The organism is Caldalkalibacillus mannanilyticus JCM 10596 (assembly GCF_000615945.1).
Taxonomy (GTDB): domain Bacteria; phylum Bacillota; class Bacilli; order Caldalkalibacillales; family JCM-10596; genus Bacillus_AT; species Bacillus_AT mannanilyticus.
Map to the genome: position 1 here is coordinate 1 of NZ_BAMO01000003.1, position 13,567 is coordinate 13,567.

Annotated in this window: 13 protein-coding genes and 1 pseudogene; 1 reads left to right on the top strand and 13 read right to left on the bottom strand. The window is 35.8% G+C overall.

Annotated elements, in window-relative coordinates; genetic code table 11:
* The 6 genes and pseudogenes from JCM10596_RS23385 to JCM10596_RS02190 form a co-directional block, all read right to left on the bottom strand.
* On the bottom strand, positions 1-1,231 hold a 1,231-nt coding region (locus JCM10596_RS23385), incomplete at its 3' end, for an oligosaccharide repeat unit polymerase (RefSeq protein ID WP_034680299.1).
* Between the two features lie 43 nt (positions 1,232-1,274).
* The gene (locus JCM10596_RS02165) at positions 1,275-2,729 is read right to left on the bottom strand and encodes an oligosaccharide flippase family protein (protein WP_025025722.1); all 1,455 of its coding nucleotides are present in this window, start codon (positions 2,727-2,729) and stop codon (positions 1,275-1,277) included.
* Between the two features lie 38 nt (positions 2,730-2,767).
* Positions 2,768-4,587 (bottom strand): annotated as a pseudogene (locus tag JCM10596_RS23390) (polysaccharide biosynthesis protein).
* 384 nt (positions 4,588-4,971) lie between these two features.
* Positions 4,972-5,757 (bottom strand): tyrosine-protein phosphatase, encoded by a 786-nt coding sequence (locus tag JCM10596_RS02180; protein ID WP_025025723.1) that lies wholly within the window; start codon positions 5,755-5,757, stop codon positions 4,972-4,974.
* Positions 5,758-5,941: 184 nt separating this feature from the next.
* Positions 5,942-6,631 (bottom strand): CpsD/CapB family tyrosine-protein kinase, encoded by a 690-nt coding sequence (locus JCM10596_RS02185; RefSeq protein ID WP_025025724.1) that lies wholly within the window; start codon positions 6,629-6,631, stop codon positions 5,942-5,944.
* Positions 6,621-7,379, bottom strand: a complete 759-nt coding sequence (locus tag JCM10596_RS02190) for a YveK family protein (protein WP_025025725.1) — start codon at positions 7,377-7,379, stop codon at positions 6,621-6,623. The genes JCM10596_RS02185 and JCM10596_RS02190 overlap by 11 nt, the downstream gene beginning before the upstream one ends.
* Before the next feature lie 342 nt (positions 7,380-7,721).
* Here JCM10596_RS02190 and uvsE point away from each other — a divergent pair, with 342 nt between their 5' ends.
* Positions 7,722-8,693, top strand: coding sequence for a UV DNA damage repair endonuclease UvsE (uvsE, locus tag JCM10596_RS02195; RefSeq protein WP_025025726.1), 972 nt, complete (start codon positions 7,722-7,724; stop codon positions 8,691-8,693).
* A gap of 93 nt (positions 8,694-8,786) precedes the next feature.
* On the opposite strand, the gene fabZ is transcribed toward uvsE, so the two are convergent.
* From fabZ to spoIIID, 7 genes are all read right to left on the bottom strand, one after another.
* Complete coding sequence (gene fabZ, locus JCM10596_RS02200) at positions 8,787-9,221, bottom strand: 3-hydroxyacyl-ACP dehydratase FabZ (RefSeq protein ID WP_025025727.1); 435 nt, start codon at positions 9,219-9,221, stop codon at positions 8,787-8,789.
* A 152-nt stretch (positions 9,222-9,373) separates the two neighbouring features.
* Complete coding sequence (locus tag JCM10596_RS02205; protein WP_025025728.1) at positions 9,374-9,904, bottom strand: CDP-alcohol phosphatidyltransferase family protein; 531 nt, start codon at positions 9,902-9,904, stop codon at positions 9,374-9,376.
* A gap of 73 nt (positions 9,905-9,977) precedes the next feature.
* Positions 9,978-10,238, bottom strand: a complete 261-nt coding sequence (locus JCM10596_RS02210) for a DNA-directed RNA polymerase subunit beta (RefSeq protein WP_025025729.1) — start codon at positions 10,236-10,238, stop codon at positions 9,978-9,980.
* 24 nt (positions 10,239-10,262) lie between these two features.
* Positions 10,263-11,123 (bottom strand): flagellar hook-basal body protein, encoded by an 861-nt coding sequence (locus tag JCM10596_RS02215; protein ID WP_025025730.1) that lies wholly within the window; start codon positions 11,121-11,123, stop codon positions 10,263-10,265.
* A gap of 31 nt (positions 11,124-11,154) precedes the next feature.
* Positions 11,155-12,042: a flagellar hook-basal body protein gene (locus JCM10596_RS02220; RefSeq protein WP_025025731.1), complete on the bottom strand. Its 888-nt coding sequence runs from the start codon at positions 12,040-12,042 to the stop codon at positions 11,155-11,157.
* 44 nt (positions 12,043-12,086) lie between these two features.
* Positions 12,087-13,088: a rod shape-determining protein gene (locus JCM10596_RS02225; RefSeq protein WP_025025732.1), complete on the bottom strand. Its 1,002-nt coding sequence runs from the start codon at positions 13,086-13,088 to the stop codon at positions 12,087-12,089.
* A gap of 146 nt (positions 13,089-13,234) precedes the next feature.
* A complete protein-coding gene (spoIIID, locus tag JCM10596_RS02230) occupies positions 13,235-13,528 on the bottom strand; it encodes a sporulation transcriptional regulator SpoIIID (RefSeq protein WP_025025733.1) in 294 nt (97 codons plus the stop codon).
* Positions 13,529-13,567: the final 39 nt, after the last annotated feature.

Here is a 13,567-nt window from a genome sequence, read left to right on the forward strand (position 1 = left end):
TTCTCTTTTTTCTTAACAATATATATTTTTTATAAACTTGATAAATAATAATGCCTGTTATGAAAGCTATAATAATTAACCCAATCCAACTAAAATTAAAATATGCCCAACCGTAAGGTCCTGGTGGGAGTCCCCATGAATCCTGGCCCATTATGGATTGACCAACAATTCCCGTTTCATCTATACGAGGTTTGTTTTCCCACAGACCTCTAGGTATAGGTGCAAAGAAAATATTTATAAGGGGTTGACCTCCTAAAAACTCCAATTGTCCATAGTATAGTTTACTAACTAACGATGGTATAGTATCAGCAACTCCAGTTTGCCTAGCGACTTCTTTAAGAGTTTCACTAAAACCATCATTTGATACAACCAATTCCCCAGTAGACCTTAAGAGTCCCCAAATAAACGTAAATAGTAACCCAAAAATTAAAAATAGCCCAAGTTTGAATAAGCGAATATTTTTATATAAATAATGATAAACAATAATATATGGTAAAAATATTCCAAACAATGCATTCCCCCTACCTCCAAAAAGAGCAAGCATTAGAAAAGATAAAACTATGAAGCAAAAAGAGGTTTTTTTGTACCCAGCAAACAATAAAAAAATTGAACCTATTCCACAGAGTCCTACAATTTTGATCAAGTAACCTAACCCTTGATAAGTTTCAACTCTATTTACCATTGCTGCAATAGTTGCCGATAATCCTCCGTTTAAGTAGATTGTAAATACAAAACCAAGCACCCCTACTCCAAATAGAACAAAACCTATGGTAGCTGGATTATTAACTTCTAACGCATTTTTTCTTCTAATAAAGTTAGATTTAACTTTTGTAGAAAAATAATACCCTAAGTAAAAACACAAATGCCAAACAATAAACAATGAAATTGAGTACTGTAGAAAAAAATTCTTTTCCTCTCCCAGAAGAAGAGGTGCATATCTTATCCCCTCTCCATCAACAATTTTAAAAGTAAAATGCAAAAGAATTAATGATTGTATTAATGAGTAAAGAAAAAAAGGATGTAATAGATCCTTTATAAAAAAGAGTGGAATATATAAAATACTAAATGCTAAAATGAGTAGAGTTATATTAATAGAAATAGAATCCATATACAATATAAAAAAAACAATTAGTATTACACTTAGCATCATTGCTATAAATATAGATGCATATAAATTTTTAGTGGCTTTTATTGAATTTAGCTTTCTCTCCTGGATTTCGTTACTATACATAACATAAAATCTCCTCAAGTTGATAGTTATTACTAAAATAAATTTATTTTGATACATCTTTACTTGATTTAGTGTTTAATATTCTTCTAATCTGCCCTCTTACTCTACTAAAATACAGCATCAACAGAATTGAAAAATAAGTTAATATCCCCAATATTATTTGTAACATTAGTGAAACTAAACCTTCTAAATAAGTTGTCTTATACAATATAAATGACATTATAATTGAAGCGATTGTAATTTTCATAAAATTAATTAACGGAAATTCTAGTTTGAATATTTTCGTTCCAATTAATACCCCAATGATTATTGCTACCCCATAAGCGAGGACAGTTGCAATTGCCGCTCCTACTGTACCATATAGTGGTATCAACAATATATTTAATAGTACATTAATTACTGCTCCTATAAAAACCGGAATGGCTTGCAGCTTTGTGTTCTTTGTAATTTGATACGAAATATCAACATAGTAGAGCTTAAAACCTTTAAGAAACCCCGCTATTGCTATCCAAGGTATTAGTACAGCTACACCTTGACTAAACTCATTACCGAATAACGTAGAAGAGATGTTTTCATTAAGTATAATTAGACCAGCTAAAGATGGTATGGCTACTAGCATAAGAAGCGATGCATTTTTTTTTAATTGTTGATTGGTAGCCTCAATTCCTTTTTCTTCATACGTTTTAACAATTAAAGGATATGCTGCAAGATTTACAATAGTCATGACGGTTAAAAGAGAGTACTCTGAGAAATCATACGCAACTGAATATATTCCTGTTGCTTCGGCACCTATTAGCCAACTAATAAACACTCTGTCAGAGCTATTAATGATTATTCCCATAGCAAAAGTTATGGTTAATGGAATTCCATAACTTAAAAATTGTTTAGATAAGCTAAGATCAAATTTTTCTAAAGAAACGCTTCCTCTCCAAAATTTAAAAGTCGGATAAAGCACTGCCAACGAGGTTCCCACGATTAAACCAATAATTAGACCAACTTCTCCAAAGCCAATATAGATAAAAAATACAGCGAAAAGTAAAGTTAGAAACGCTTTTAAAAAAGAGAGTATTCCATAGTTGATAGGCGAAAGCTTTGATCTAAACATAGTTAAATTCATCATTAACCATGATTGTAACCACGAAAGTACAACCCCTAAGAGAATGAGTGACCAACTAATTTCGTCAGTCCTATTGATAATTTTGAAGATGAACGCTGGAATAAAAGATGCGAACATAATTGTTACAAAACAAATCATTATTGTAGAGTTAAAGGATTTCCTTTGCTCATCATTATCGTAAACTGCATAGAAACGTAATAAACTTAGCCTCAACCATTGAAACAAGACAGAGTTAATAAAAACCACCATGACCATTACAAGTGAATATACACCATACTGCTCAGGACTAAGCATTCTTGTATAAATTGTAATTCCCAAAAATGTCAATATAGCAGGAAGCGCATGGGAAAAGAAATACACGAAAGTGTGACGTGCTAACATAACATAACCTCAATCTCTTAAATTATCAATTTAAGTAGCTAATTAATACCAATTAATTGATTTGTTATTTTTTTATTATTTGCTATTTCTAGAAGTTCATCTCTTAAACAATTTGGTTCTATTTTTTCAAAGCGATTAATTAGATCAATAACTTGGTCTATACTCTCTGTCGTAGATTTTCCTACATAGATTTTTGGGAAAATCTGTTCAGGATGAACTTCATCATCATTTAATAATTCCTCAAATAGCTTTTCCCCAGGACGCATCCCTGTAAACTTTATTTCTATTTCATCTAATGTAAAACCAGATAGTTTAATTAAATTTTTCGCTAGATCTACTATTTTTACTGGTTCTCCCATATCCAAAACAAAGATTTCCCCACCCCGAGCTAAAGCACCCGCTTGAACTACTAATCTAGAAGCCTCAGGTATTGTCATGAAATACCGAATCATATCTGGATGAGTTACTGTAACAGGTCCTCCCTTGGCTATCTGTTCTTTAAAATAAGGAATCACACTCCCTCTACTTCCAAGTACATTTCCAAAACGAACGGCCACAAATTTTGTTTTACTTCTATTAGCCATATGTTGAACGACCATTTCTGCCAAACGTTTTGTGGAACCCATAACACTTGTCGGGTTTACAGCTTTATCTGTGGATATCATAACAAATGTATTCACTCCGCAGGTATCTGATGCTTCCGCTACATTTTTTGTACCAATAATATTGTTTTTTACTGCCTCCTCTGGATTTCTTTCCATTAAAGGTACATGTTTATGAGCAGCGGCATGGAAAACAACACTAGCTTATGCTTTTCCATAACAGAAAACATTTTTGCCCTATCTTGAATATCCGCAATTTCAGTAAGGTAATTTATCTTTTCTCCATACTTTCCTTTTAGTTCCAATTCAATTGAATGGATACTATTTTCCCCATGACCTAATAAAACAAGCGTTTTAGGATTAAATAGAGATATTTGTCTGCAAACCTCTGAACCTATCGATCCACCTGCACCTGTTACTAAAACAACTTCATTCTCTATATACCCTGAAATATTCTTGGTATCTAATTCTATTGGATCCCTCCCCAATAAATCTTCTACCTTTACATCTCTCATTTCACTGACAGATACATTCCCAACCATTAAATCTTCAATTAGAGGAAGGATTTTAGTTTGTGCTTTCGTTTTTCGGCATTCTGTAAATATATGATTTAATTCTTTCTTTTTAAGTGAGGGGATAGCAATAATAATATTTTCAATATCTAATCGTTCTACTGTTTCTTCAATAACTTCTTTACCTCCTAATACAGGTAGCCCCATAACAGAAAGATTATGTTTTTTGATGTCATCATCTATAAAAGCAACAGGATACAATTCTCCATCTTCATTATGCTTTAACTGTCTTACAACCATAGCGCCAGCGGAACCAGCACCAATTATAAGGGCTCTTTTCTTTTTATCACTTGAGTTTTTGTAATTATCTCTGAATAGCCTCCAAGCAAATCGTGATCCCCCTATTAACAAGATATGCATCATCCAAGTAATTAGTAACGTTCGCATATAAATATGCTGCATGACGATCAACTGCACAACAGCTGTTAATAGTATTGACAAAGTCACTGCTCTAAATATTGAAATTAATTCCCCCACACTGGCATACTCCCAAACACGATGGTAAAGTCTGTACTTATATGCAAGTAAATGATGGAAAACAAATAATGATAAAGCACTAATAGCTAGAGTTGTTGTTAATACATTCTGATTCGGTAATAAAATATAGTTACCTATGAAAATACTTGTAAGAATAATGACTGAATCAAGCCCCATCAAAAAAAATAATCTGTTCTTAAAGCTCATACATTAATCCTCCTTTCATGATCTCGAAAAAGTATTTAAAGATTTTAGCTATAAATTTCTACTAAGAGAACCTTATAGATAAAACCTTTAAAAAATAGTCCTCAAACCATACCATTGACGATTTACGTCTAAGGTTGTTAACCCACAGCATAGCCGAGTACCTACAATGATATTGGTGTAGTAGGCATTACCTAATTGTAATAAGCTACCTAGAAAGTTATTAACTTATTTTGCTTTTATATGGCTCTTGAGTTATTAACCATTTTTCTCCACACTCAATGCATTTATAATCTATTCTTAGGAGTATCTGCTCTTTATCATTGATCCCATTCACGTCATCTATTGCAATTTTTTTGGAAGAACAACAAGGACAACTCTTATCCATTAAAAAAAACTCCTTTTAATATATTGGAGTAATGATTTTTTACTCTCTATTTTTATAGGTGGGTCTACATAAAATTCGATTCCGTCAACCATTAACTCCGCATTTCTCTGTAACCTTGACACAAAGTCAAAGCCATATTTCTTTTCAACATGTTGATATGCTCTAGTTAATTGAAAAGATCTTGAGGTTACATTATGAGCATCCGATGCAATAAAATGGCTCAATTGATGTTCAAGACATAGATAAGAAAACTTTTGAACTTCCCTTCCAAACTCCCCCGCCACACTAGCTGCTGTGAGCTGAGACAAAGCACCTTTTTCAATCATTTTATAAAACAATCTAGGATTTTTACGAATCATTGTATTCCTCTCAGGGTGTGGAATAATAGGGATGATCCCCAGAAGAAGGATCTCATAAATAATTCGATCCATATAGGCTGGTATTTCATTAGAGGGTAATTCAAGGAGAATATATTTGTTATTTCGATCAACACTTAATAGTCTATCATTTTTTAGATCTTCTATGATTTCAGGATACACTCGAATCTCTTGCCCAGAAAAAAGTTGAAGTGGTATTTTGTGTTCATTTAGAATTTGTTGTAATTTTTCGGTTTCTTCTATTACTTTCTTTTTTTCATTCACAAATACTCCATTTTGATGATGAGGAGTGACGACTACTCTTGAAATCCCATCCTCTACTGCTGCTTGTGCTAGAGCAAGACTTTCATCTATTGACTGCGCCCCATCATCCAAACCAGGTAATAAATGGCAATGAAAATCAATCATAAAACTCACACTCCCCTTCCTAACCTATACAAATAAAAAACTTAAAAACATTTTTGCTGAATATTCTCCCTGACTACATATTACATCATTTTTTACATATAAATCCAGTGATTATTGTGGAAAATGTAAAATTTAACAAATTATTAACATAATTGTTCGAGATTTTGTCAACTTTGCAGCAAAATTATCTTCCATAATAATAATAGTAGTTAGTATCACTGACTTTTCTATTATTTAATACAGTTCCTAAAATATTTGCATTTACTTTATCTAACAAGTTCTTAGCCTTGTAAGCTAAATCTTGCTTTGTTTTTCCTGAATTCACAACAAGCAATACACCATCTACTTGACTTGCCAAAATTTGTGCATCTGCTACCGGAATAACTGGAGGGGTATCAAAAATTACAATGTCATATTGCGTCATACACTCCTTCACAAAGCGCCCCATTATTTTAGATCCGAGTAACTCTGCAGGGTTCGGTGGGATAGGTCCAGATGTAAGAACAAATAAGTTCTCTACATCCGACTTCTGAACAAGTTGATTCATCTCACTGTTAGCAACCAATAAATTTGTCAGCCCTTCACGGTTTTGTAAACTAAAAGTATAATGAACCGTAGGCTTCCTCAAATCTGCATCTACAAAAAGTGTCTTCTTTCCAGATTGCGCCATAACCACTGCTAAATTTGCTGAAACGGTTGACTTACCTTCTTGAGGAGTTGCACTTGTGACCATAATGCTTTTTAGATCAGTATCAACACTTGTAAATTGAATATTAGTACGTAATGTTCTAAAAGATTCTGAAATAGGAGATTTTTGATTATTTTTTGTGATTAAATTACGATATCTAGATGCTGTTTTTGGATCACGCTTCAATCTGTTCCCCTCCTAATTGTGTATTGTGCTTTTTCATTATTTTATTTTCGGTTTTTTCATCAATTTTGGCAATTGTGCCCAGTACAGGTAAACCTAACAATTGTTCCAAATCATCCTCTGTTTTAATGGTGTTATCCAAGTATTCTAATAAAAAGATGAGGCCAATACCTAGCATAGTTCCTATAACAAAAGCGATGAGCATATTAAAGAATGGTTGTGGGCTTACTGGTCGAGGGTTCGATTCTTCTTTTGCCTCAGCCATAATATGGACATTGTTTACTTTCATTAGTTCTTTAATCTCTTTTTGAAATGTGCTAGCAATTGCATTAGCAAGAAATACTGCATTATTATAATCTCTGTCGTAAACCGAGATAGACATAACCTGAGAATTCTTAACTGCATTTACTACAACACTACTATTAAGTTGAGCATAGTTTAGATCCAAGTTATATTCTTCAATCACTTTATCTAGTATCCTTGGACTTTTAATAATAACATTATATGTATTAATCAACTCTATATTAGTGTATATATCTCCTCTAAAGTAATAAAACTCTTCTGTGCTATCATATGTTTGACTGACTAATATTTCAGCAGATGCTTTATACTCTGGTTCAACCAAATATATACTATAAAATCCACTCAATGATGTAACAAAAACTGATATTAATAAAACTAACCACATCTTTTTCCAAACAATACCGAAAATTGCTCTCAAATCTATTTCTACATAATCTTTATTCCCCATAATCTTCCTCCATTACGTTAATCAACCGCTACTTGCATAAAAATGACTATACCGTGGTTTGTGATTTTTGTCCAGACCTATATCGGTACTTTCATAAACATTTTACACTCTATTTACCTATTTTTTATTGTTCTTCCCGCATTTTTTTTATCCTTCTATAATCGTCAGACAAATGTCGACAATTATCGACTTATGTAGATTTTATTCAATTTTTGTAATATTCTTCATATGTAGTTTTTTCTTTTGTTCCCTTAAACTTGAATTTTTCTGATTCTTTACATATTTTCTTATTAATTTCGAAATAATAACATAGTTACTACTATATGATGACAGGTGTTTTATATGACTCAAACAATCGTTCGACTCGGCTATGTAGCGATGAGTGTCAATCTGAAAAACTGTTCTCCCTCACAAACTATGACCTATGCCCAATTTACTAAAATGGACGATCGGGAGGCTGTCATTCGCAAGCTAGAGCAAATTGCGATTTCCAATGTTCAAAATTGCCTTCGGCTATTAAAACATAATAAGGGGCATGATGTTCGTTTCTTTCGACTAAGTTCTCGACTTGTCCCTTTAGCCACCCATGATGCGCTTGCAGGGTGGGATTATCTTACACCAATGATTGAATCCCTAAGAGAACTTGGGAAATTTGCTATGGAAAATGACATGCGAATTGATTTTCATCCCGATCACTTTGTCTTACTTAACTCCCCTAAGCCTGAAATTTTTAAGCAATCCCTACTGGTTCTTAAGTTGCATCATCAACTGCTAAGAGCCATGGGAATCGATCTCCAGCATCGCTGTGTGATGCATGTTGGAGGAAACTACAAGGATACAGAAGCCTCCCTTGAACGATTTGTCACCAACTGGGCGGATGTTCCTACAGGAATACAAAAAATGATCATGTTGGAAAATGACGATAAATCTTTCACACTGCTGGATACTCTCTATCTCTGTGAAAAATTGGGGATCCCTTTGGTGTTTGATTACCATCATCATTTAGCTCATCATAAAGAAAAGAACTGGGAAAGTGAATGGGAAAGAGTCATCGATACTTGGAAGCATTCTCCACTCCCACCTAAAATGCATATTTCTAGTCCTAAGAATGAAAAAGAGTTCAGACATCACGCTGACTATATTGACCTGCAAATGTTTCTGGACTTTCTCCAGCAAATAAAAGGGAGTCTTCCCGAAATTCATTGTATGATTGAAGCTAAACAAAAGGACCAAGCCCTATTCCAACTGATGGAAGAGATCAAAAAGAGAAAGGATATTCAACTGATTGACCAAGCTACCTTCCTCTTACTGTAAGCGTATACATATTAATGAAGGAACTCATTTAAAACCCCCTTGAATTAATTTCAAGGGGGTCCTTTTTTATGCTCTTTCACTTACTCTTTATATCTATATCTCTTGGTCTACCATGGCAAACATGATGTTACCTTCTGCGACAACCTTTCCATCTACCTTTGCTGTCCCTCGTCCCTTACCAACCGACCCACGCAAGCGGGTAAGCTCCACTTCGAGAATTAATTGGTCTCCAGGCTTGACTTGACCTTTGAAGCGAAACTCATCTATTCCAGCAAATAAGACAAGTTTATCTTGAAACTCTTCTATTCTCAAAATAGCAATTGCTCCAACCTGCGCCAATGCTTCAACAATAAGCACTCCTGGCATCACAGGAAAAGAAGGAAAATGTCCATTGAAAAATTCTTCGTTCACTGTGACATTCTTCAAGCCCACGGCTCTTTTCCCGTCCTCCAATTCAAGGATACGATCCACTAATAAAAACGGATAGCGATGAGGGATGATTTCTTTGATTTGCTGAATATCTAACATGTTATTTACCACTCCTTCTATTCATCATTATAGACAACTACTAACATTTTACATCAGCATCCAAGCATAAACTTCACTAAGTAGAGAACAATATGTACTGTCCCCAACTTTTCTAGAAAAGCTTGGGGTTCATATAAAGGAGCTTTCCAGCCTTACTGGGAAGCTCTTTTCATTGGTGTGTTAAGCCTGCGAAAAATAAAGAAATAAATACAGCTTGTAAATAAGGAAAACAAAATCGTGGACCACAGCATTTCCGAGTGGTACGGTAATTCAAACATAATCATTAGAAAAGCAACATAGAAAAAGACCGTAGTCGCTTTACCGAAGATATTAGATGTAGGAACTTGCCTTTTCCCATTGAAGTGATAAAAGGCAGAAATGAGAATCATACCAATATCTCTAAAGAAAAAAACTCCTGCTGCCCACCAAGAAATACGGTCATCCATCACAAATGCCAGAATGACGGTAATCATCATCAGCTTATCTGCCAATGGATCTAAGAGCTTACCGATATCTGTAACCTGCCCATTTTTCCTCGCAAGATAACCATCTAATATATCGCTAATTCCTGCGGCAAGAAGGATGAGAAAGGCAAATAGATTAGACTGATATGAAAAAAAGGTAAGGATAAAGAGCGGAATAAAGAAGAACCTTCCAATCGTTATTAGGTTAGGTAGATTCATAAAACGTCCTTCCTCTCTATCAGACCTCACATACAAAAACTTCGGCTTATTATTCAAGACCGAAGTTGTAACGTTAACTGCCAAAAGCAAGCTGATATAAGTGCTTCCACATATTTAGATCAAAAATTTCTGAGATTGATCCTTCTCCTAGAACACCATATCCAACAGCTACACCCACGACAGTGGAACTAACGAAACAAAAAAGAATAAAGAGCCATTTAGTCATCCCCATTAAAAACTTATTGCCTTGTTTCTTTCGCTTTCTTTTCTTTTTTGTTGGTGGATTTCCTTTGGTTGTTGTTGTTGGTTCTGATGTTCTTTCTCTATTATCCATCTTTATTACTCCTTTATACCCACGTTACCCTCTAATCGAATTAGCTAATCCCATCATATCATCAGCCATGGAAATAGCTCTGGATTGGAATTGCATTAAACGTTGGGCAACCATTAACTCTGTCATTTCTTGGGTTAAGTCAACATTAGACATCTCTAGAACTCCCTGTTTAAGCCCGTAGCTTCCTTGATTGGGATTTAGTACAACTCCACCATCTGCTACTAACTGAGCTTGATTGACAGTCAGTCTAAATTGTCCCTCACCAACCGCTTCTAAAAGATCATGGCGATTAATCTTAGCTATACCCAATTGAATATTCATGGCTTCGCCTGTACTTTGATCCACTGCTCGCAAGGTACCGTCTGATTGCATCTCGATATGATTCATATTAGCAGGGATTCTGATCTCTTGTCCATTATTATTTAACACAGGTAACCCCGTGTGGGTGACAAGTCGTAATGGAGCATTCGCTTGTTGTGAAGTAGGTTGCAGATGAAAAGAACCATTTCTAGTAAAATATTCTTCTCTTCTGGCATTGCCTGTTTCATCAACCCACGTACGAGCCGTTCTGAACCAGAAGCCTTCCCCTTCAATCATAAAATCAAGATCGCGCCCAGTTGCTTGAGGAACACCTTGCTCATATCTCATCGTGGTTTGACCAATTCTAGCCCCAAAGCCAACTCGCAAACCATATGGAGTTTCACGTCCTGCTTCTTTTACAGCATGCGGCTGATTCTTGATGTTCTGAGTAAGTAAATCCTGAAAGGTTGCTTCATTTCTTTTATACCCTGTCGTATTCACATTGGCAATATTGTTTGAAATAATGTCCACCTTTTTTTGCAGCTGATTTAATGTATTTGCAGCTGACATCATTTGTAGATTCATTGTTCCCTCTCCTCACTATGTTGCCTCATTTTTATAAACGCCCTACATCATTTACCGTTTTTTCCATACTACGATCATACGCCTGAAGTATTTTCTGGTTCGCTTCATATAGTCTAAACATACTGAGCATATCCGTCATGGTTTGAGTCACATCCACATTAGAGGACTCTGTATATCCCTGTATGATTTGAAATGGATAACTTCCCGGATTTGCAGGGTCATTTAAAAATGCCATATTCCTTGCAAGAGGTAACTCTCCTCCACCATTCATTCGAAGCAGTCCGTTTCCTTCCTTCACAAACTGCTCAGGTTGTTCTGTATAACCAATGTATATTCTGCCGGCAGCCATAAAGGTACCTGGTTGATTGTTGTTTTCAACTAAAATTCGTCCATCCTCCCTCACTTGGAAGGAATGGCTTTCCAATTGGATGCGTTGTTGATTTTCATTTAGTACATAGTATCCATCACTTGTTGTTAGATATCCTTCTGGATCGATGGCAAATTGTCCATTTCGTGTATAACGAATTTCACCCTCGCCTTTTTGAACAGCAAAAAACACATGTCCCTGTAACCCTGTCTGTGGATTAGGAGGCATACTTTGATCTACCAGCGCTAAGTCTAGGTTACGACCCGTAGCCTTAAGAGCTCCCTGCATAAAGGATGGAATTCCTTCCTGAGCATAGACTCCAGTGTGTAAAACACCTAAATTCGTATTTCCAGGGAAAGAGGGTTTTCCTTGCACATTCATCCCCTGATCTCCTCTAATTCGTTGAATTAGGATATCTGGAAAAGCTCTTAAAACCGTTTGATCCTGCTTATATCCTGGGGTTTCTGCATTGGCTAAATTGTTTGTTAGCATCTGTTGCTTCCTACTTGTAGCCACCATTCCAGATGTAGCTGTATAAATACCTCGAAACATGTGTCATCACCTCACTTTATTATATCGGCAGGGTGATTCATTTTTTACACATAGGCACGCTTAGGAACTTTATCCAAATTCTCTAGCATGATGCCTGTCCCTCTAGCCACACATGTCATCGGCTCTTCAGCGACCAGTACAGGAACCTTTAATTCCTCTGCTAAAAGCTGGTCAATCCCGTGCAGTAGCGCTCCACCGCCTGTTAAGATGATTCCACGGTCTATGATATCAGCAGATAATTCTGGCGGAGTTCTTTCAAGCACGCTTTTTGAAGCTACGACAATGTTAGAAACGGGTTCTTCCAATGCTTCATGAATCTCTTTTGAAGAAATTGTGATCGTTTGAGGCAATCCAGAAACCATATCTCTCCCTCGTATATCCATCTGTTCATTACGACCATCAGGAAATACAGTAGCAATATTTATTTTGACATCCTCAGCCGTTCGTTCCCCAATTAGAAGCTTATATTTGCGTTTGATATAGCGTGAAATGGCTTGATCGAACTTGTCCCCTGCAACCTTAATAGAAGAGGCGGTGACAATGTCTCCCATAGAGAGAACGGCAACATCTGTTGTACCACCGCCAATGTCTACCACCATGTTTCCACTAGGTTCAAAAATATCCATTCCAGCTCCAATAGCTGCCACTTTAGGTTCCTCTTCTAAGAAGACTTTGCGGGCACCACTTTTTTCTGCCGCTTCGCGAATCGCCTTTTGCTCCACAGAGGTAATATTTGTTGGACAGCAGATCAAAATTCTTGGAGAAACGAAGAATCCTTTGACTCCAATTTTTTGAATAAAATACTTGAGCATTGCTTCTGTTACTTCAAAGTCAGCAATAACCCCATCCTTTAATGGGCGAATCGCTACTATATTTCCTGGTGTTCGTCCGACCATTCTTCGTGCGTCTTCACCTACTGCTAAGACTTTTTTTGTATTATTATCAAGTGCAACTACACTTGGTTCATCAAGGACGATTCCTCTCCCCTTGACATGTATTAAAACATTCGCTGTACCCAAATCAATTCCTATATCACGAGTAAACATGTTACGATTGCCCTCCCTGTTTCTTTCCACGATAAATATATCATACTAAATTATCTGCTAAATTTCGATTTTTTTCTATAACTATTTCTGTATGACTCAGGGATATCCTTTTTTGCTTGTATTATGGTTCCTTTGTTAGAATCTTCTTATGATTTTGCTTGCGCCAATTCACTCTCCTCTACATTATCATGACCATTTTGCTTATACTTAATCTTGGTAGCTTCTCCCCCCCTTAAATGTCGCACAGATTTGTGATATTCCAAGATCTCTTTTACTTCGTTTGCTAGGTCTGGATTTATCTCGGGTAGTCGTTCGGTAAGATCTTTGTGCACTGTGCTCTTTGAAACGCCAAACTCCTTAGCGATTGTGCGAACCGTATTTCTGGTTTCTAAAATATACAGACCAATTTTTAAGGTTCGCTCTTTGATGTAATCGTGCACTCCCCTCGCCTCCCTATTCATTCTAGTCTGATACATTAT